Consider the following 20,949-nt stretch of genomic DNA (forward strand, 5'->3'; position numbering starts at 1 on the left):
GTTACAAATCCTGCGCTGCCACACTTGCCACCACACTACCGTCGAAAAGATGTATCGTGCGGTGTGCAAACGAGGCGTCGTGCTGGCTGTGGGTCACCATAATAATCGTAGTACCCTCTTTATTCAGTTCTGTCAACAGATTCATCACCTCAGCTCCGTTCTTGGAGTCCAAGTTACCGGTAGGCTCATCGGCGAGTATCAGCTTGGGATTGGTTACGACCGCACGGGCTATCGCCACACGTTGCTGCTGACCGCCGGAAAGCTGTTGCGGGAAGTGTTTGGCACGGTGGCTGATGTTCATTCTTTTCAGTATATCCTCTACCATACGCTTACGTTCACCCGCCTTTACGCCAAGATACGTAAGGGGAAGTTCCACATTCTCGTAGACGTTCAGTTCGTCTATCAGGTTGAAGCTCTGGAACACGAATCCCAGCTTGCCCTTGCGCACACGGGTACGTTCCTTTTCCTTCAAGTCCGCTACTTCCTGACCGAGCAGCTTGTAACTGCCCTCCGTAGGATTGTCCAGCAGCCCGAGGATGTTCAGCAAGGTGGACTTGCCGCAACCGGACGGCCCCATAATGGCTACAAACTCTCCCTCCTTTACATCGAGGTTTACGTGATTCAATGCTACCGTCTCTACTTCCGAAGTACGGAATACTTTGCTGATGTTGTTAATCTCAATCATGATATTTAATGTTTTAATATTGTTTTATTCGCTCTTAATACTATTCACCGGATTCTCGTTCGCTATCCGCCAGGACTTCCAAAGTACGCAGGCTACGATAATCACCAAATTGGCCATCACTACCAGTACGTATACTGCCCAACTGATGTGAATACGCTCCGCAAACTGTTCCATCCACATTCCGTTGACATACCATGCCAATACCGTACCGATGACAACTGCCGGAGCCGCCACCACAAGTATATCCCTCGACAGCATTTCCAAGATACCGGAAGCCTCTGCCCCGTTCACTTTACGGATGGCAATCTCCTTACTGCGGCGGCGCACCTCGTCGGTGGTATACCCAATCAGCCCCATCAGCATAATGAAGAACATGGTCACTGCCGCCATCAAAGTGGCATTGCGGAATACACGGACAGAATTATAGCTGTTCTCTATCCTTTTCTCATAACCGGTAAAGTCAATGGTCTGGTCATGGAAAGCCTCGGCTACATCGTGGTTCAACTTCTGCAGATTTTCGGTAAAGGGTTCTTTCAAACGAACATGTACCGTTCCATAAAAATTCTTGTTCCCACGGGCTATGAAAGGCATCTTCTCGGTTCTGAAACTCTCTATCTGGAAATCCTTCAACTGCCCTACGACCTTGAATGTATTCCCTTCGGTATATACCGTACGGCCCACGACGTCGTCTCCCCAACGCATCATCTCGGCAAAGGTCTCGTTCACCACGACTTCCTCTTTATCGCGCGCCATACGTCCCGTCTTCATAGTCATGCCCATCAAAGCAGGAAAGTCCTCGCGCATGAAATAAGAAGAACGACAAGAGAACAGTGCCTGCCCGCTCTCACTATGAATCATCGAACCGCTATATCCGCTAATGGGCGTGCTGTTGGCGCTGGACACCGCTTCCACGTAGGGCAATCCCTTGAAGAACTGATAAGCCGCATCACGCGTCGCTTCATTATCCCAGTAGGCATTGCCTATGGCTATCTGCTTGGGATTATACCCCATATCCTTTTTCAGTACATACTGGTATTGCGACATCACCACACACATCAATCCACTAATGAATGCCACGCCTGCAAACTGGACAAACAGCAACGGACGCTTCCAGCCCTTCTTCCCCTCGGTATAGCGGCGGAACACCTGCGATACGGGAATACGCGCAAAGAGCCGGCCCGGCAATACGCCTCCCACTATAAACAGCAGAAGCACTACCGACAACGGTACCCAGATACGCTCCGGAGCCAACAAGGTGGAGAGCTTTACAACGACCGTGTCTTCCACAAAATCGCGGAAGTTGAGCATTATCAACGCCATCAGCAGCAATGCCGCCACAATGATGATACCCGTTTCCAGCAAAAACATGCTGAAAACCGTGCCACCGCTCGCACCGCTGCATTTATGTACGCCTACCGACTTGGCGCGGTAGCTCAAAGAGGAAATGGAAATCAGCACATAGTTCAACGCCGCAATGAAAAGAATGGCAAAACCAAGAATGCTCATAATGACACGCATCCGCTGCACATCATCATAATTGCGGTATGTATCACGGATGGGCTGCACAAAAGCCGTGTAACCGTACTCTTTCTTATCTTCTGCCGGGCGATATTTGTCTATCATGGCATCAATACGCGCATTGACAACAGATTTGTCGGCACCGGGACGGAAACGGATAAACTCTACCCAACTGTCTCCCCCGCTCCACGAGTAGTTATTCCAGTTGCGGCTCCACAAGGTAGGCATCGAGATAACCGCTTCCGGATTGATTGTGGCGTTCTCAGGCAAATTGGCATAGATTCCCTTCACCGTCAGGTCAAACTGATGGTCATAATTAAGCGTTTTCCCTATAGGATTCTCCTCACCGAACACTTTCCTTGCAAAGCGTTCACTCAAGAAAATAATATCCTTCTGCACCAAGTCCTTTTCGGGATTGCCGTTCAGGACGTCGATGCCCATAGTACGGAAGAACAGCGAATCGGCTGCAATCTTCCTGTCATCAAGACGCACGCTTCCATTGTAAAGGGGAGCAGATACCATAGACGTGCTCAAACTTACCGCCGACTCCACCTCTTTGGGGAAGTTCTCCAAAATGGCCCCTGCCACGGGACCGCAATTCCACTCCTGAGGCTCAAATTTCTCCCCTTTCACCGAGAATATCGACCATACCTGATACAAGTTATCATAATCCTTAAAGCAAGTGTCAAAACTCTGTTCATATGCCACGCGGGAGAAAAGCAGAATACTCATCGTCAATCCCAATCCCAAAGAAATGACCTTGATGATATTCGAACCGCGTCCCCGCAGTAAAGTCTGAATTACATAATAGATTTGTTTCATTCCGTTTATCGTTTATTAGATTTATTTTCTTGCTTTTCATATTGCAGAAAGCGTGCCAAAGAATGCACAAACCTGATTATCAGCGCATATCGTATTTCAGAAGAAGACAAAGGTGTCTAATTTTTAGACACTCCCGTCTAAAAATTAGACAGAGGCCGAATCTCTGTTCAGCCTCATAGAACAAAAAAAAGGGAAATTAGAAAAGAATCCATAAGAATGAAAACTTTACCTTTGCCCACAGTTTTCTAAAGATAGAGTATAAACGTAAAATGAAGCACCTGCACATGAAATTCCCCAAACTCTTATATCCTTCATTCCTATGCCTGCTTATAGCCGGCTGCGACATGATAGATTATCACCCTTACGATGTACACATCAGCGGTGAAACCGATGTCAATGCCCACAACATTGCCCAAATAGAGCAGAACTGCCAGAACAAGACAACAATCCGATTCGTAACAATGGGGGACTCCCAGCGCTGGTATGACGAGACCGACGACTTTGTAAGCCACCTCAACAAGCGGGACGACATAGATTTCGTCATTCATGGCGGAGACGTCAGTGACTTCGGTGTAACAGACGAGTTCCTTTGGCAACGGGACATTATGAACAAACTCAAGATACCCTATGTGGTACTTCTCGGCAATCACGACTGCCTGGGCACGGGCGAAGAGACTTATCGTGCAATATTCGGAGACCCCAATTTCTCCTTCATTGCAGGACGGGTAAAGTTTGTCTGCCTGAATACCAACGCCATCGAATTTGACTACTCCCGCCCCATTCCCGACTTCGAGTTTCTTGCCGCACAGATACGCGACCGTGAAGAGGAATTCGATAAAACCGTTGTGTCCATGCACATACGCCCGTTCTGCAACGAGTTCAACAATAATGTGGCACACGTATTCCAGCGTTACATCAAGGAATTTCCCGGACTGCAGTTCTGTACATCCGCACACGAACACCATCGCTTCGAGAAAGACCTCTTTGAAGATGGGATAATGTATTACATGAGCGACTGCATGAAGAACCGCAATTACTATATATTCACCATAACCCCCGACGGATATGAACGCGAAGTGGCATATTATTAATCACCTGGCATGCGCCGTCGTCTTCTTGTCGGTATGCTCTTTTTCTGCTTTTTCACAAGAGAGAGATACCATCTTCATCATAGAACACGATACCGTATGGATGGACCTGCAACCGGATGCCGTCATTGAAAGCCAGACCAGAGAGAACCGTTATGACCGCCGCGTACACCGCTACCGCAGGCATTGGGAGGCCTTGATTCCGACGCACACCAAAATTCAGTTTGCCGGCAATATGGGGTTGCTGTCATTCGGTACCGGATGGGATTACGGCAGAAGAAACCAATGGGAAACAGACGTATTCTTCGGAGTATTGCCCAAATATGACTCCAAACGTACCAAGCTGACATTCACCGTCAAGCAGAACTACCTTCCCTGGAGCCTGCAAATAAAACAGAGCCGTTTTTCTGTAGAACCGCTGGCTTGCGGTATGTATCTGAACACGGTATTCGGCGATGAATTCTGGGTCAATGAACCGGAACGCTACCCTAAAGGATATTATGGTTTCTCCTCTAAGGTACGCATCCATGCATTCTTAGGACAGCGCATCACTTACGACATCGACCCGCAACGACGGTTCACGGCCAAAGAAATCACTTTCTTCTATGAAATAAGTACATGTGACCTATATGTAGTCAGCGCCTTCACCAACAAGTATCTGAAACCCAAGGATTATCTGAGCTTGTCATTTGGCATCAAACTGCAACTGCTATAAATTTTTTCAGTACCGCCATGAGCTCTTACTGAAGTTGCTACAAACTAATTTCTGTTTTACTTAAATCTATTCGTCCCACAATCGTTATATTATCGTCCGACAGCTGTTGAATTATCGTCCAACAGTTATCGGACGATAATTCAACAGCTGTCGGACGATTAATTCTTAGTAAGCAAAAATATAGAATAAAGCATATAATACAGATAAATCATTAACTTTGCCTGCAGAAAACAGAAATAGTTTATGGCAAAAAAAAATGGAAACATCCTGATTGTCGATGATAACCGAGGCGTACTTACCGCCTTGCAGCTTTTGTTAAAGCCATATTTTGAAGGGATAATCACACTTCCCTCTCCCGTAACCCTGCCCAGCGTATTGCGAGAAAGGTCATGGCAAGTGGTTCTTCTTGACATGAACTTCACCTCGGGCATCAATACCGGCAACGAGGGACTATACTGGCTCCATGAAATAAAGAAGCAATGTCCCACCCTGCCCGTAGTGCTGTTTACCGCCTATGCCGACATTGACCTTGCCGTACGGGGAATCAAGGAAGGAGCCACAGACTTCGTCGTAAAACCCTGGAACAACCAGAAACTGGTGGAAACCTTACTGAATGCCGTATCAGCTTCTGAAACAAAATCTCCGGCCAACGGCCCAAATGCCGGACGTACGGCAGAAAGCAGCCACCTGTTTGCAGATACCCGCAACATGTATTGGGGAAACAGCCCCGCCATGCAGCAGCTCCGCCTTTTGGTGGAAAAAGTGGCCTCTACCGATGCCAATATCCTTATTACGGGCGAGAACGGTACCGGTAAAGAGATGCTGGCACGCGAAATTCACTCCCTTTCACCGCGCAACCGGCAGGAGATGGTAAGTGTGGATATGGGTGCAGTCACCGAAAGCCTTTTCGAGAGCGAACTGTTCGGCCACATGAAAGGCTCTTTCACCGATGCCCATGCCGACCGTGCCGGCAAGTTCGAAGCAGCCAGCCGCAGCACCCTCTTTCTCGATGAAATAGGCAATCTCCCCTACCATCTGCAAGCCAAACTGCTGACCGCCATCCAACGACGCAGCATTGTCCGTGTAGGCAGCAACACTCCCATTCCCGTAGACATACGGCTGATTTGCGCTACAAACCGCAATCTGCCCGAGATGGTGGCAAAAGGCGAATTCCGCGAGGACTTGCTGTACCGCATCAACACGATACATCTCGAGATACCTTCGTTGCGCGAGCGGCCCGAAGACATCATCCCCCTTGCAGAGCTTTTCATCGCCCGCTTCTGCAAGCAATATGACAAGCCCCCCGTCCGCCTGACGGACGGCGCTTGCGAGAAACTTACGCTCCACCCCTGGTACGGCAATATCCGCGAACTGGAACATGCCATCGAAAAAGCCATTATTATCTGTGACAACGAAACCCTTCCCGCAGAACTGTTCCAGCTGGCACGGCGAACCGGCACTCCCGAAGCAGCCGCATCCACGCTCGAAGAAATGGAAATGCAGATGATACGGAAGACGCTCGACAAATGTAGCGGAAATCTCTCTGCCGTCGCCGCACAGCTGGGTATCACCCGCCAGACGTTGTACAACAAAATGAAGAAGTATGGCCTTTAATTATTCATTCCGCGTTGCCGTCAGTCTGGCAGTAGCGCTCCTTGCAGGGGTGATGTGGACTGTCGACGTATTCTGGGGCGCGTTCTGCACTGCGCTGCTTCCCATAGCCTTGTACTGGCAGCAGAAGCTATACCGCCATCATGTGCGGAAAGTGCTTTTCATGCTCGACGCCATTGAAAACAACGACAATGCCATCCACTTCTCCGAAACGGAAAACACTGCCGACGCACGACTCGTGAACCGTGCATTGAACCGGGTTGCCCATATACTTTATAATGTGAAAAGTGAAACAGCCCAGCAAGAAAAGTACTACGAACTCATCCTGGACTGCGTGAATACCGGCATCCTCGTGCTGAACGACAATGGTGCCGTATATCAGAAAAACAGCGAAGCCCTCCGTTTGCTGGGCCTCAATGTCTTTACCCACGTCAGCCAGCTGAACCGCGTGGACCCGCGTCTTTCGTCCCTTCTTGCCAATTGCCGCCCGGGAGACAAATTGCAAATGCCTTTCAACAACGAGCGAGGCACTGTCAACATGTCTGTCCGCGTCAGCGACATCACAGTCCGTAAAGAACATCTGCGCATCCTCGCCTTGAACGACATCAACAACGAGCTGGATGAAAAGGAAATAGATTCCTGGATTAGGCTTACCCGCGTACTGACGCACGAAATAATGAATGCCGTCACTCCCATAACCTCCCTGAGCGATACACTGCTGGGACTGACCGAAGCGCAAGTTTCCAAAGAAGAAATCAGAAACGGCCTGCAGACTATCAGCAGTACAGGCAAGGGCCTGCTCTCTTTTGTGGAATCATACCGGAAATTCACCCGTATTCCCACCCCCGAACCATCCTTGTTCTACGTAAAAAGCTTTATCGAGCGGATGGTCGAACTCGCCCGTCACCAGCACCCCGATGTCCGGGTCACCTTTCATACGGACATCGCGCCAAGCGACCTTATTCTATATGCCGATGAAAACCTGGTATCACAAGTGGTCATCAACCTACTGAAAAATGCCATACAAGCCATCGAATCGGATAAAAATACAGATAAAGAAGGACATATCAACATACGTGCCTACTGCAACGAAGCGGAAGCCATACTGATAGAAATTTCCAACAACGGACCTGCCATTCCCAATGACATTGCCGAACACATATTTATCCCCTTCTTTACGACCAAAGAGGGCGGAAGCGGTATTGGATTGAGTATTTCCCGGCAAATAATGAGGCTTTCCGGCGGAAATTTATCCTTATTGCCTGGTAAAGAAACCACCTTTATTTTAAAATTCAATTGAACTATTTTAGATTTGTATTTGTTAAACACATTGCATATCTTTGTACTATTAGACATAAGAAACATCACATTTCAAACTATATAGCATAGAATTTATGATATTTACAGCAGGAAACATACTACTTATAGGTTCCATATTACTTTTCGTCAGCATCATTGTCGGCAAGACCGGCTACCGTTTCGGAGTGCCTGCGTTATTGCTTTTCCTTGTCGTCGGTATGCTGTTCGGCAGTGACGGATTGGGATTGCAGTTCCACAACGCCAAGGAAGCACAGTTCATCGGCATGGTTGCACTCAGCATCATTCTGTTCTCCGGTGGCATGGACACCAAGTTTACGGAGATAAAGCCCATATTGACTCCCGGCATTGTTTTGTCAACTGCAGGAGTGCTGCTCACGGCCCTCTTTACCGGATTATTTATCTGGTGGCTGTCCGGCATGAGCTGGACCAACATCCACCTGCCGTTGATAACCTCCCTTTTGCTTGCATCCACCATGTCATCTACCGACTCAGCCTCTGTATTCGCCATTCTGCGTTCACAAAAAATGAACCTGAAGCATAATCTGCGCCCCATGCTGGAACTGGAAAGCGGTAGTAACGACCCGATGGCATATATGCTGACAATCGTGCTGATTCAATTCATCCAGTCCTCCGGAATGGGAGTTCCCCAGATATTGGGCTCTTTTGCCATACAGTTCATTGTCGGTGCCGCAACCGGTTATTTCCTCGGAAAGCTGGCCATCCTTATGCTGAACCGGCTGAATATAGACAACCAGGCACTCTATCCTATCCTGTTGCTGTCCTTTGTATTCTTCACCTTCTCCATCACCGACCTGCTGAAAGGCAACGGTTACCTGGCCGTGTATATCGCCGGAATGATGGTAGGCAATAACAAAATCATGCACCGGAAAGAGATTTATACTTTTATGGACGGACTGACCTGGCTTTTCCAAATCATCATGTTCCTCTGCCTCGGTCTGCTTGTCAACCCCCATGAGATGCTGGAAGTTGCAGTCGTGGCATTGCTCATCGGCGTATTCATGATTGTCGTGGGACGTCCTCTCAGCGTTTTTCTTTGCCTGCTGCCTTTTGGCAAGAGAATCACCCTCAAGTCACGGCTATTCGTATCGTGGGTAGGATTACGTGGCGCAGTACCCATTATCTTTGCCACCTATCCCGTGGTGGCTAATGTGCCCGGTGCCCATGTCATCTTCAACATCGTATTTTTCATAACCATCGTCTCACTGGTCATCCAGGGTACCACAGTCTCCTGGGTAGCCCGGCTGCTTGGCCTCTCCACCCCGCTGGAAAAGACCGGAAATGATTTCGGAGTTGAACTGCCCGAAGAGATTGACTCCAACCTGCACGACATGACCATTACACAAGAAATGCTGGAGCAGGCAGACACCCTGAAAGACATGAACCTGCCCAAAGGCACACTGGTGATGATTGTAAAACGTGGCGATGAGTACCTCATTCCGAACGGAACATTAAAACTTCATGCCGGTGACAAGCTGCTTCTTATTTCGGAAAATAGCAAGGAATAAGAATTACAGATAAGTTTCTATCCGTTTCAGGGCAAGAAAAAAGTGGAAACTATTTGCTTTGCATCACTATAAGACCTATCTTTGCGCAGTTTTAACTAAAGTGTGCAACAGCTGAATGGAACAAGAACAAGGGTTCATCGATTATATAGAACAAAGCATTATTAAAAACTGGGATCGCAACGCCCTGACAGACTACAAAGGAATTACACTGCAATACAAAGATGTAGCACGGAAAATAGCCAAATTCCATATCGTATTGGAAAGCGCCGGCATTAGGCCCGGTGACAAGATTGCCGTTTGCGGACGTAACAGTGCACATTGGGCAGTCGCTTTTCTGGCTACAGTTACCTATGGAGCTGTCATTGTTCCCATTCTGCATGAGTTCAAGGCCGACAATATCCACAACATCGTCAATCATTCCGAAGCCAAGCTGCTGTTTGTCGGCGACCGGGCATGGGAAAACCTCAATGAAGAGGCAATGCCCCTGCTGATGGGTATCGTACTGCTGACGGACTTCACTCCGGTAGTTTGCCGCAACGAGCAGCTGATGGAGGCTTTCGAGCATCGCAACGTCCTCTATGGCACACGTTTCCCCAAGAATTTCCGCCCCGAGCATATCAGCTACCGCAAGGAGGAATCACCCGAAGAACTGGCTGTCATAAACTATACTTCGGGCACCACGGGATATTCCAAAGGGGTCATGCTCCCCTATCGCAGCCTTTGGTCCAATGTTGCATATTGCCATGAGATGCTCCCCGTACGTCCGGGCGACCATATTGTATCCATGCTGCCTCTGGGACATGTATTTGGTATGGTGTACGATTTTCTATACGGTTTTTCCGCAGGCGCCCATCTGTATTTCCTTACCCGTATGCCGTCTCCCAAGATTATTGCACAGTCATTCTCCGAAATCAGGCCACGGGTCATTTCGTGTGTACCGCTCATCGTAGAAAAGATTATCAAGAAGGATATCCTGCCCCGGATAGACAATAAAATAGGCAAGCTGCTATTGCGGATGCCCATTGTCAACGATAAAATCAAGGCTGACATGCGCAAAAAGGCAATGGAAGTATTCGGCAGTAATTTCGATGAAATAATCATCGGAGGAGCACCGTTCAATGCCGAAGTGGAACGCTTCCTGAAGCAGATAGGCTTCCCCTATACCATTGCATACGGAATGACGGAATGCGGCCCCATCATTTGTTCCAGCCGCTGGGAAACATTGAAACTGGCCTCTTGTGGCAAGGCAACCACCCGCATGGAAGTAAAGATAGACTCTCCCGACCCTCAGAACGTGGCAGGAGAAATAATCTGTAAAGGTGCCAATCTGATGCTGGGCTATTACAAAAATGCCGAAGCGACTTCCCAAATCATCGATGTAAACGGCTGGCTGCACACCGGCGACCTTGCAACGATGGATACCGAAGGATATGTCACTGTCCGCGGACGCAGCAAAAACATGTTGCTCACAGCCAGTGGTCAGAACATCTACCCCGAGGAGATTGAAAGCAAACTGAACAACATGCCCTATGTGTCCGAATCACTGATCGTATTGCAGAAAGACAAGCTCGTGGCTCTTATCTATCCGGATTTTGACGATGCATTCGCCCATGGTATGGAACAATCGGACATCGAAAAGGTTATGGAGGACAATCGGAATGAATTGAATCTGCAATTACCGGCCTACAGCCAGATTACAAAAGTCAAGATACACTTCGAGGAGTTCGAGAAAACGGCAAAGAAGAGCATTAAAAGATTTATGTATCAGGAAGTAAAAGGGTAAGGGGAATGTGTCAAAACCTTCTTTAACGCTTTATTTTAGGCGCGGATGACGCAGATTTCACGGATTTAGTTTATTGAATCCGCATTATTCCGCGTAATCCGCGCCTAATATTATAACATTATAAAAGTCTTCATGTGCTTTTGACACATTCGCATCCTTTTTGTTAACAAAAATAGAAGCAAAGGAATAAACGGCTAATAAGTGTTATAAAACATACTTTTTTAGTTGGATAATTTGCAGATTTATCAAAAGTCCGTATCTTTGCAATGTGTTTTTCATAGTATTAGATTTAAGGTTAACAAAGGTTGGAGTACAGCGGTACTCCTTTTTTTATGCCCGTAAATCAGATATTCCCGGAAAGCCTCTTCAGTCCCTTCAATACAGATTTATCTTTCACCTCCATGATGCTGATGGCATAGCCGCCACCGGAAGCAGCTTTCAGTTTCAAGACCGTTTTGGGAGAAACGATACCTTCACGGATAACATAAGCTTGCGGATTTGTCTTATAATCGGCATCTTTTGCATCGGCATAGACGGTTGCAATATACTGCTTGTCTGCATCCAGGAAGTCCAGTTTCAGAGTTGAAGCATGTCCGTGCTCACTGCTGGTGCAACCGATAAACCAGTCATTCGTACCTTTTGCCTTACGGGCAACAGTGATGTAACGTCCCGGCTCAGCTTCCAGATAGCGGCTGTCGTCCCAATCCACAGCCACATCTTTGATGAACTGGAAAGCATCCATGAAACGCTCATAATTCTCAGGAAGGTCGGCAGCCATTTGTAGAGGGCTGTACATAGTGACATAAAGTGCCAGCTGACGCGCCAAGGTAGTATTGGCATGCGTATGGCTGTTCGGATTCAACTTATTGATGTCCATTTCAAAGATACCGGGCGTATAGTCCATCGGACCACCCTGCAAACGGGTAAACGGAAGTACCGTTGTGTGGAAGGGCTTGTTACCGGCAAAAGCCTCGTACTCCGTGCCTCGGGCAGATTCATTGCCTATCAGATTGGGATAGGTACGGCATAAACCAGTCGGACGTACCGCTTCATGGGCATTGACCATTATCTTGTGTTTGGCAGCTTCGGTCACGGCGTATAGGTAATGGTTGTTCATCCATTGTCCATAGTGATGCTCGCCACGGGGAATCATATTGCCTACGTAGCCACTCTTTACCGAATTATATCCATATTTATTCATCAGACGGTAGGCAGCTTCCATGTGCCGCTCATAGTTACGGACGGAAGCCGATGTTTCATGGTGCATCATCAGACGGACACCCTTGGAATGAGCATATTCATTCAGATACTTGATGTCAAAATCGGGATAAGGAGTCACGAAATCGAAAACATAATCCTTGGAATTACCGAACCAGTCTTCCCAACCCGTATTCCAACCCTCCACCAATACCTGGTCAAAACCGTGTTCGGCAGCAAAGTCTATGTACTTCTTCACATTAGCCGTGTTGGCCGGATGAATGCCGTTCGGTTTCACCTTGGAATAGTCCGTATCATCCAGTTTCACAGAAGGGAGGTCAAAAGTATATGCCCAGGGCTTTCCCCCTGCAATCATTTCCCACCATACGCCGACATATTTCACCGGCTTAATCCAGGAGGTATCATCATACTTACAAGGCTCATTCAGATTGAGAATCAAATTGGAGGCCAGTATCTCGCGGGCATCATCACTGACTATGACCGTACGCCAGGGAGTATGGCAGGGAGACTGCATATACCCTTTATTTCCTTGAGCATCCGGAGTCAGCCAGGATTCAAAAACGAGGTTCTTGTCATCCAGGTTGAGATGCATGCAAGAGTAGTCCACCAAGGCTGCCTCGTGCAGGTTAAGGTACACTCCATCAGCTGTTTTAAGCTGTATGGAAGTCTGGACACCTGTCGGCGAAAAGACAGTTTGTGACGCATTGTCACTCACAGCTCCCTGCAGCAGTCCACGGATTTCAGAGAGTTTGGACTCCGTGTAATCATATTCCTGGGTATCATAATCTCCCGGAATCCACCAGGCAGTATGGTCGCCGGTCATGGCAAACCGGGAATGCTCTTCCTTTATCACAAAATAAACCAGATTCTTCTGTTGCGGAAACTCATAACGGAATCCCACGCCGTCATCATATACCCGAAAACGGATATTCATAAAACGAGTGGTAGACGGTTGTTCAAGTTCTACCAGCAATTCGTTGTAGTGGTTGCGGATATCTTTTGTTTCCCCCCACACCGGTTGCCAGGTTTCATCGAAAGTGGAAGTAGAAGTCTTTACTACTTTGAAACCATCCATCAGGCTGGTAGCTCCTTTCAGTTCCAATCCCAACGTACTGGGATTGATGACGGGAGTCCCTTTATAATCCACCTGATAGGCTAGTCTCCCGTCTTTTGTCAGTTCAAAATCCAGCTTCACCATGCCCGAAGGGGATGAAATGCCTTCAGCATTCCCCGCCAGGGCAGAAAAAAGCAAAGCTGCGCTAAGTACAAATTTCTTCATAATAATGATATGTTTTTTGTGTTAATAGACAAACTCAATGATATGTTCCTTTCCATCATCCGGCAACCTCAGCAGGCAGGTCCCCTGCTTCTTGTCGGGACACCAGGCAGTTATCGTAAACTCTGTCTCCCGATTTTCTTCCAGCTTTCCGACATTCGTTTTCTTGATTTTCTGACCGTCCAGCAAAGCTGTTTTCGGCATCTGTTCCGTATAGATGCAGAACATCAGGTTTCGTTGGCCGGGTAAGCTATATTTCTCACCGGTCCGTGTACCTACTTTCAGCGTATAGCCTGTGTCGGTAGTCTGGCAAGTAATAGGAGTGCGCATGAACTCTCCACGCAAATATCCTAAATCAGTTCCTGCATCTTCATAAAGCGAGAAGGTAGTTTCACTGCCCGCTGCAGCAGGAAATATCTCAAACGTAACCGGATAGACCGGTTTCTCATCCGTATAGTTCATGACCGGCATTTGAGGTATGATACTTCCCTGCTTTACAAACATAGGAATAGTATTGAGGGGAGCATCCACCGTCATCCATTGCTCACCGCTATATGCTGTGTGTTTGTTGTTGTAGTCAATCCAAGTTCCTTCAGGAAGATACACATTCTTGTTTCGCGCTCCTTTCTTTACCACCGGAGCAACCAGCAGTTCGCTGCCAAACATGAACTGGGCATCCGTAGAGAACGTTTCCATATCTGCCGGATATTCCAGAAACATCGGTCGCATGAGAGGCAACCCCGTTTCGTGTGCTTCGCGGGCATACGTATAGATATAAGGCAAAAGACGATACTTCAATTCGATGGCTGCCTTGGCATTCTTCTCGGCCTCTTCGCCGAACAGCCACGGCTCCACAGCCACGTTGCCCTCATGATGAATGCGGCTCAGGGGATTGAAAGCGCCCATCTGTATCCACCGCGTATAAAGTTCAGCCATCGCAGGATAATCCTCTATATCTCCGCAATAACCGGTAATGTCACAAGTAGTAAAAGGAATAATTCCCAAACCGGCAGACAACAGTACCGGAATCTGATTGGCCATCTGTCCCCAACCCTGCGTCACGTCATCACCGTTTCCACAGTCACCGGTCCAGCCGAAAGTATAGCGTTGCAAGCCCGCAAAAGCGGCACGTGTCATCTGAAATACGCGACGGTTAGGATTCCGTTTTTCAAACTGCTCCTTCACCACCTTATCCCACGTAAGACCATAAACATTGTGAATCTCATCATGCATGCCCAAATGGTGTTTCATCACCAGGCGTTCCGTCTGCTCCTCATTGCTCCAGGCAGGTTCACCCATATCAGTCCAGAAACCGGCAATGCCATCATCAATGGGCTTCTGCTGATAAGCTCCCCACCAGTCTGCCACAGCAGGAAGGGTGAAGTCCACTACGCCACAATTACCGCCCCAGGGCCAGGGCATGTCATAACTCCTGCCGTTGGTGGAGTCCTTTACCAGATACCCTAACCTATCGGCTTCCTCCCATTGCCGCTTATTGGCTTGTGAAATGACCGGATCTTGCGAAACCACCACCTTGAAGCCCATATCCTTGAGGTCTGCAAGCATCTTTTTCGGATTCTCGTAGTTCCCTTTCCGCCACTCAAAATCCTGCAAATACTGTGTCCAGCCTATGTCCTGGTAAATAACATCACAAGGAATTCCGCGCTTACGATAGCCTTCAGCTATTTCATAAGACAATTTCTCGCTCGTCAGCAGTCCCCGGCATTGTGCAAAGCCCAATGCCCATTTAGGAGGCATTATGGGTTTTCCCGTCAGGTCGACATATTGTTTCATGATTTCCTTATAATCCTTCCCGAAGATGAAATAATAAATCATCTCTCCCCCAGGAGCCTCGAAACTGTAGTAATCGCGGCTTTCCGTACCAAACTTAAATTCGGTTTTATACGTATTGTCCAGGAAAATACCATAACGATAACTGCTCATAAAGAACGGAATACTCTTGTAGAGCGGGTCCTCAACGGCACTATAACAAGGCTTGTCACTGTTCCACATCTTGTAGGCTTCGCCGCGACGGTCCAGCTTGCCGGTCTTTTCTCCCAAGCCGAAGAAGTGTTCGTCACGACGGAGGGTCTTGTATTCCAATTTGCGCTGCCCGTTACTGATATGCCCCTTATCGGCATAATCACTGAACAGCAGTTTCTGATACTTGTCGAATATCTGTAAGTTAAACGGAGACTTGTTTACCCGGATACGGAGTTTAGGGGTAAAAATCTCGTAGCAGGCATTCTGCTCGTCCACATGGACGGTACCGACATCCTCCAAGTCCTCATTGACGACGGCAAAGGAAGGATTACTCCGCTGGAAACTACCGTCGGGAGAAAACCATATACGTACCGTAGACTGGCTACACAGACGTAATTGTATGGCAGAACTGTCATTTAAATAGAAGGTCACACTCCGGTCATCACTGGTATAGGAAGTGCAGTCTCCGGTGCGGTTCTGTGCATTCGCATATACTGAAAATGCACAGACGGCAAAAAATAAAAATATATATTTCTTCATTACTATAATCTGTTTGTTCCTTTATTGGATACTCTTATTCCATCACAAGCATGCTCCAGTACTTCAGCAAAGGCAAGATAAAGGTAACCGTGCCGTCCTTCTGTTCGAATGACAGTTCCTGCGAAGCACCGGCATGGAAATCGGGCGATGCAACCCATATCTTGTTCACTTTACCGGAAACATTCATCTTCAACGGCACGTCGGACACCAGACGCGGTTCGGGCATTGTTCCGTTCAAATCCCTCCAGCTTAAGTTATCCGCATTGAGGAAGTTGAGCAGATGAATGACTTGCCTGCCATTTACATTCTTGGCATATACAGTGATGGCAGACTTCTGCGGCGGCCATGCATTCAGAGAAAGATTCCGCGCAGCATCCGTACAGTTCAGAGAAACGGAAATCTCCGCCTCCGTATCTTTATCACGAAGCAGGTTCTGATAAGCCGTCATAAAGTCATAATAACGAATCATGGCTGTTTTCAGTACATCGTTCATCTGCAAAGCCGTGCTTGGAAAGTACTCGCGGCATAGCATGTGGTCACCCAATTCCAAATGAGAGCCTCCCAAAGCAAATATCACAGCATCCGTCAGCAGCACACCCGGTGTATTGAACTCACCGGTACTGCTACCTGCCTTGTCATAGTTCATATATGCGGCAAACACCGTTTTCAAGGCATGGTTGCCATACTGGTCGTTCGCTTTGATAATGGTGTGCAGATCCTTGAAGCCTGCCTCATCGCCCCATACTTCATTATAAAGGAAATCCACTTTACCCGTACCAGCTATCTGGGAAGCTCCATAGCTGGAGACGGCATTCATCACCAAACGCTTGTCCGGATGCTTCTGTTTCATGGCTTCGATGAACGAGGCATATCCCTTAGGCAGATTTACCTTATTGCCATCATAGTCATAGCGGTCACCCCGGTTTCCCAGTTGGTCTATCTGATAACCGTCAAAGTCCAGATTGGCATAAACATCATCGTTTTTCTGGGCAATATATGCCTGCCATTCCGTATTGGTGGGATTGAGCAGGAAGATATTACTTTTCCAACTGGAGGGCAAGTCATGCGAATCCTTATCCATGCGTCCCGTGTTCTTGAATATGTACCATTCTTCCTTTACTCCGTCGGAAACGGCATCGTCCAAAGCTCCGAAACATAGATTGTAAAACATGGACTTCATGCCCAGGCTGTGTTGTGTAGAGATATACTTCTTCACTACCTCGGTATAGACCTCCCGGTTGGCAATGTCCTTATAGACCTCGTCCAGATGCTCACGCGTACCGCCCAACGGCCAATGATGCTTGTTGTGCCAATCCTGAAACTGTACCCCGTTAATGTGGCAACGGTTCAGGAAAGCCATCTCCTTCTCTATCACTCCATCCACCTTTTTCGAAGCATCAAAAGTGGCAACGAAACCATAACGTGGAAAACGTGTCCAGTCACTGGATACATCTACGGCAATAGTACCAAGAATAACCTCTGTTCCATTCTCTTTTGTACGGTATACATCCACCAGATAACCGGTATAATCGGTTGCCGGAGCAGTCCAAGTCCAAGTAGTACCGACAGCAGCCTGCTCCGATACAACCTTGTCCATTGTCCGGTAGCGGATTTTAGCTCCGGCAGGAAGGGCGTCAGCTGTAAAAGAAACACTCTCGCCCGGCCGGTAACATGCCTTGTCGGTAGTGAGATTGACCGTCAAGTCCGAGGTGACTGGGGTTACTTCCGTAACCCCTCCACTCTCTCCGCCTCCACCGGTACCGCTACCGGTATCATCACTCTCCTTGCTGCATGCAACCAGCAGCAAGGCTACCATTGTTGTATAAACTATCTTCTTCATCTATTGTAGATACCTATTGTTTCACGATTGAAATTGTCTCTTCCAGCTGATTCAAAGTAATCAGATAGGAACCTGCTGTCGTAATCTTCCACTTCTGGTCGATGCCGCCTACCATCACGTCCAGATATTGCGCTTTGAACGCTTCGTCTGATTTATCAAGGAAAAGCATCGGTTCTGTTTCTCCTGCAGGCTGTTTGTCTGCTACAGCCGGCATGAACCAAGCTCCATTCCAATCTTCCTGCTTATCACAAGTAAATTTCAACTCACCGGCATTCAGCGTACCTTTCCAAGTAAACACATACGGATTATCCGTTGTCTGCATCGGCGTAGCATCACCAATCGTCCAACCGGCCGGAGTAGCATCACCTACCATATAAATCATCTCATACGGAGTAAATTCGCTCATCATCATGCGTTCCTTACCACTACGGATATCCATGCAAATCTTGTAGGCCTTGCCGCATTCCCCGTCTTTCAGCACCCATTTATTGTCCGGGTCGAACCCTTTCACAAACACCACTTCTGTATCGGTATAAGCAGCATCGGCATTCTTGGCCTTATACATGTTCTCCCAACTTCCATCGGAGGTTCCGAACTTGAATTCCCCTCCTTTGCCCACTTCAAAGAACTTGCCGAAGCGGAACAAGTATGGATCGAGCACATCTTGTTTCATCTTCACGAATCCCCAATCCGTAGCGTTACCCACAAAATAAAGCTGGTCGTAGGCAGGTGCCAACGTCTCTGTCTGGGTCAATGTAAGAACACCGGTAAACAGATTGGCTTCGACGATGTAATTATGGTCTTCTTCGACAACAAAAGGTTCATCCGGCTGGTCATCACTGCTACGAAGAACCAGCAATCCATCTGTTCCTTTGTTGTAAGAGGGCAGGAATGAGCCTAAGGTCGTGATGAACTTAAACTCACCGGCCACAAGCCGGCCCGTCCATGTAAAGATACCATTGTCCTTGCGGGTCATCTCTGTCGCATCATCGGCACTCCAGCCGCCCGGAGTGGCACTACCTATCAGATAAAGGGTGGATGTGAGCGGTTTATAGGCTGTAACACTGAAAGCAGTGGTAGACACCTGTTTTTCGTCCCGTTCTGTTACAGTAGCTGTCAAGCGCGCTTCCAACGAAATGTTCTCCCCGGCAGTTGCCCCAAAATGGTTGCGTAGGATGTCATTCAATTCCTCCACGCTCTTTTTCCATGAGTATTCTTGTACGGCATTCTCCACAGCTACATAAGAATCTGCAAAATCACTGCCGGTCTTGGTCAATTCCAGCGTATAGGAAATTTTATTACCCGTCCCATAATTGGTTCCCGTAGTCCAGGAAAGCTCCAGGGCATCATCGGCATGTGCCTGCTCATTCAAAACAACTTCCGTCTTGCTGGCCGTCAGTACAAGTTCATTCTGTCCTTTATCCAATTCCATGTAATCATCATCTACACAAGCAGATAAGGCTGCACAGCCCAGTAAGGCAAATACAAGGTGTGAAATATATTTCTTCATATTCTTCTGATTAAATTAATTAATAACCCGGGTTCTGCACCATTAAGGTATTAGCATCCATCTCCGTCTGCGGAATAGGGAACAGCAAGCGGTTCTTGTTCACGTTGCTCTTTCCAATGGAATGCAGGAATTTAATGGCATACTCTCCATTGTTGACACGAATCATGTCGAACCAGCGATGCCCTTCGAAAGCTAGTTCCATGCGGCGCTCATGGATAATCTTTTCACGCATGGTTTCCTGTGACAAGCCCGAAACCTCCGGCAGTCCGGCACGCTTACGTACAATATTCAAAGGCACGGCAGCCTAGTCAGGGCGTCCCATTTCATTCAAAGCTTCGGCCTTCTTCAGCAGGACGTCCGCATAACGATAAATCACGAAGTTGGCAGGATTGGTATTGTATTCCGGAGAAACCGTTTTCGACACCAGAAACTTGCGTACATTGTATCCCGTATTGGAATAAGAGCTTTTGTAAGCCTTACCGTCAAAATCCGGACATCCGGCATAAAGCACGGTCAAATCCTTACGTTTGTCACCGCTCTCATATTGACCCACAAATTCTTTTGTAGGCTGGTTCCAGCCATAACTGCCGGCAACAAAGTCCGAATTACGGGGACCCATGAAAGTAGAAAGCCAGGAAGACTGCGGATTGTTTCCCCAAAAATCATATTCCGTATTGCCCGAATACTGGACCTCGAACAAAGATTCCGGCCCGTTATTGACCAATGCATCGAAATTATCCTCATACTTGCAGGAAGAAAGGTCATACCCCAAATTTGTTATCTCATCACACAAATCAGACACCTCCTGATAATATTCCGTATGATTAGGAGCCAGCGTCAGATAAATATCTGCCAACATGGCCAAAGCTGCATCTTTGCAGGCACGTCCCACGTTCTCGTCGTCGTAAGAAGACTTGGCAGGAAGCAGGTCAACCGCATTCTTACAATCGGAAATTATCTGGGCATAAGTCTCTTCGACTGTAGCGCGTGCAATGTCTGTCGGTTCTCCCGGATTATAAGGAGCCAAACGCAGTGGAACACCACCGTACAGACGTACCAATACATAGTAATAATGTGCACGGAGAAAATAAGCCTCTCCCAGACAGCGGTTCTTGATTCTCTCTGACACAGCTTCAGCCTCCAGAAGACTATTCAACACAATGTTGCATTGTCCTATCCCCACCCAGGGAGAACGCCACATGTACAATGCCATGCCATTGTCGCTCTGCGTTATGAAGTTAGAAGCTTGTATCGTTTCAAGGCCGTCGGTACCGCCACCGGCACCCACCAAACTGTTACCCGCCACAATATCCAGTGTCCAGATACGCTGGTTGTACATATTGGAAGACTGAAGGGTGCGATAGCAGGCATTGGTCAGAGCAATGGCCACATCATCGGTCACCGTCGTTTCCGGGTCAACCGTATTTTTAGGAGACTTGTCCAGAAAGTCGCTGCAGGAAGCCAGCAGCAATACTGCCAGCATATATAGTAAATTTGTTATCTTTTTCATATCC

General features: G+C 47.8%; 12 protein-coding genes and 1 pseudogene. 6 read left to right on the forward strand and 7 right to left on the reverse strand.

The window, feature by feature from the left end:
• Position 1: 1 nt before the first annotated feature.
• Positions 2-685 (reverse strand): ABC transporter ATP-binding protein, encoded by a 684-nt coding sequence (locus NQ510_RS15240; protein ID WP_005827694.1) that lies wholly within the window; start codon positions 683-685, stop codon positions 2-4.
• 24 nt (positions 686-709) lie between these two features.
• Positions 710-3,025, reverse strand: coding sequence for an ABC transporter permease (locus tag NQ510_RS15245; protein ID WP_005827691.1), 2,316 nt, complete (start codon positions 3,023-3,025; stop codon positions 710-712).
• 284 nt (positions 3,026-3,309) lie between these two features.
• Between NQ510_RS15245 and NQ510_RS15250 the strand changes: the two genes are divergently transcribed.
• From NQ510_RS15250 to NQ510_RS15275, 6 genes are all read left to right on the forward strand, one after another.
• Positions 3,310-4,116, forward strand: coding sequence for a metallophosphoesterase family protein (locus tag NQ510_RS15250; RefSeq protein WP_034525553.1), 807 nt, complete (start codon positions 3,310-3,312; stop codon positions 4,114-4,116).
• Complete coding sequence (locus NQ510_RS15255) at positions 4,091-4,828, forward strand: hypothetical protein (protein WP_005827685.1); 738 nt, start codon at positions 4,091-4,093, stop codon at positions 4,826-4,828. Before NQ510_RS15250 ends, NQ510_RS15255 begins: the two co-directional genes overlap by 26 nt.
• Positions 4,829-5,071: 243 nt before the next feature.
• Positions 5,072-6,442 carry a sigma-54-dependent transcriptional regulator gene (locus NQ510_RS15260; RefSeq protein WP_005827680.1) on the forward strand — a complete coding sequence of 457 codons (1,371 nt, stop codon included), beginning with the start codon at positions 5,072-5,074 and terminating at the stop codon, positions 6,440-6,442.
• Positions 6,432-7,739: a sensor histidine kinase gene (locus NQ510_RS15265; RefSeq protein ID WP_005827678.1), complete on the forward strand. Its 1,308-nt coding sequence runs from the start codon at positions 6,432-6,434 to the stop codon at positions 7,737-7,739. The genes NQ510_RS15260 and NQ510_RS15265 overlap by 11 nt, the downstream gene beginning before the upstream one ends.
• A gap of 94 nt (positions 7,740-7,833) precedes the next feature.
• Positions 7,834-9,285, forward strand: coding sequence for a potassium/proton antiporter (locus tag NQ510_RS15270; protein WP_005827676.1), 1,452 nt, complete (start codon positions 7,834-7,836; stop codon positions 9,283-9,285).
• Positions 9,286-9,400: 115 nt separating this feature from the next.
• Positions 9,401-11,068: a long-chain fatty acid--CoA ligase gene (locus tag NQ510_RS15275; protein ID WP_005827674.1), complete on the forward strand. Its 1,668-nt coding sequence runs from the start codon at positions 9,401-9,403 to the stop codon at positions 11,066-11,068.
• 343 nt (positions 11,069-11,411) lie between these two features.
• On the opposite strand, the gene NQ510_RS15280 is transcribed toward NQ510_RS15275, so the two are convergent.
• The 5 genes and pseudogenes from NQ510_RS15280 to NQ510_RS15300 all read right to left on the reverse strand — a co-directional run bounded on the left by NQ510_RS15280 (position 11,412) and on the right by NQ510_RS15300 (position 20,945).
• Positions 11,412-13,565: a glycoside hydrolase family 97 protein gene (locus NQ510_RS15280; protein ID WP_005827672.1), complete on the reverse strand. Its 2,154-nt coding sequence runs from the start codon at positions 13,563-13,565 to the stop codon at positions 11,412-11,414.
• Between the two features lie 21 nt (positions 13,566-13,586).
• A complete protein-coding gene (locus NQ510_RS15285) occupies positions 13,587-16,085 on the reverse strand; it encodes a glycoside hydrolase family 31 protein (RefSeq protein ID WP_005827670.1) in 2,499 nt (832 codons plus the stop codon).
• Between the two features lie 34 nt (positions 16,086-16,119).
• Entirely contained in the window at positions 16,120-17,925 is a 1,806-nt protein-coding gene (locus tag NQ510_RS15290) for an endo-dextranase (protein WP_005827668.1), read from the reverse strand.
• 13 nt (positions 17,926-17,938) lie between these two features.
• Positions 17,939-19,435, reverse strand: a complete 1,497-nt coding sequence (locus NQ510_RS15295) for a SusF/SusE family outer membrane protein (RefSeq protein ID WP_005827666.1) — start codon at positions 19,433-19,435, stop codon at positions 17,939-17,941.
• A 19-nt stretch (positions 19,436-19,454) separates the two neighbouring features.
• Positions 19,455-20,945 (reverse strand): annotated as a pseudogene (locus NQ510_RS15300) (RagB/SusD family nutrient uptake outer membrane protein).
• Positions 20,946-20,949: the final 4 nt, after the last annotated feature.

It is taken from the genome of Bacteroides uniformis, assembly GCF_025147485.1.
Lineage (GTDB): Bacteria > Bacteroidota > Bacteroidia > Bacteroidales > Bacteroidaceae > Bacteroides > Bacteroides uniformis.

Coding starts and splice junctions, on each gene's coding strand:
- NQ510_RS15240 (WP_005827694.1), bottom strand. CDS start 685: ATGATTGAGATTAACAACATCAGCAAAGTATTCCGTACTTCGGAAGTA.
- NQ510_RS15245 (WP_005827691.1), bottom strand. CDS start 3,025: ATGAAACAAATCTATTATGTAATTCAGACTTTACTGCGGGGACGCGGT.
- NQ510_RS15250 (WP_034525553.1), top strand. CDS start 3,310: ATGAAATTCCCCAAACTCTTATATCCTTCATTCCTATGCCTGCTTATA.
- NQ510_RS15255 (WP_005827685.1), top strand. CDS start 4,091: ATGAACGCGAAGTGGCATATTATTAATCACCTGGCATGCGCCGTCGTC.
- NQ510_RS15260 (WP_005827680.1), top strand. CDS start 5,072: ATGGCAAAAAAAAATGGAAACATCCTGATTGTCGATGATAACCGAGGC.
- NQ510_RS15265 (WP_005827678.1), top strand. CDS start 6,432: ATGGCCTTTAATTATTCATTCCGCGTTGCCGTCAGTCTGGCAGTAGCG.
- NQ510_RS15270 (WP_005827676.1), top strand. CDS start 7,834: ATGATATTTACAGCAGGAAACATACTACTTATAGGTTCCATATTACTT.
- NQ510_RS15275 (WP_005827674.1), top strand. CDS start 9,401: ATGGAACAAGAACAAGGGTTCATCGATTATATAGAACAAAGCATTATT.
- NQ510_RS15280 (WP_005827672.1), bottom strand. CDS start 13,565: ATGAAGAAATTTGTACTTAGCGCAGCTTTGCTTTTTTCTGCCCTGGCG.
- NQ510_RS15285 (WP_005827670.1), bottom strand. CDS start 16,085: ATGAAGAAATATATATTTTTATTTTTTGCCGTCTGTGCATTTTCAGTA.
- NQ510_RS15290 (WP_005827668.1), bottom strand. CDS start 17,925: ATGAAGAAGATAGTTTATACAACAATGGTAGCCTTGCTGCTGGTTGCA.
- NQ510_RS15295 (WP_005827666.1), bottom strand. CDS start 19,435: ATGAAGAAATATATTTCACACCTTGTATTTGCCTTACTGGGCTGTGCA.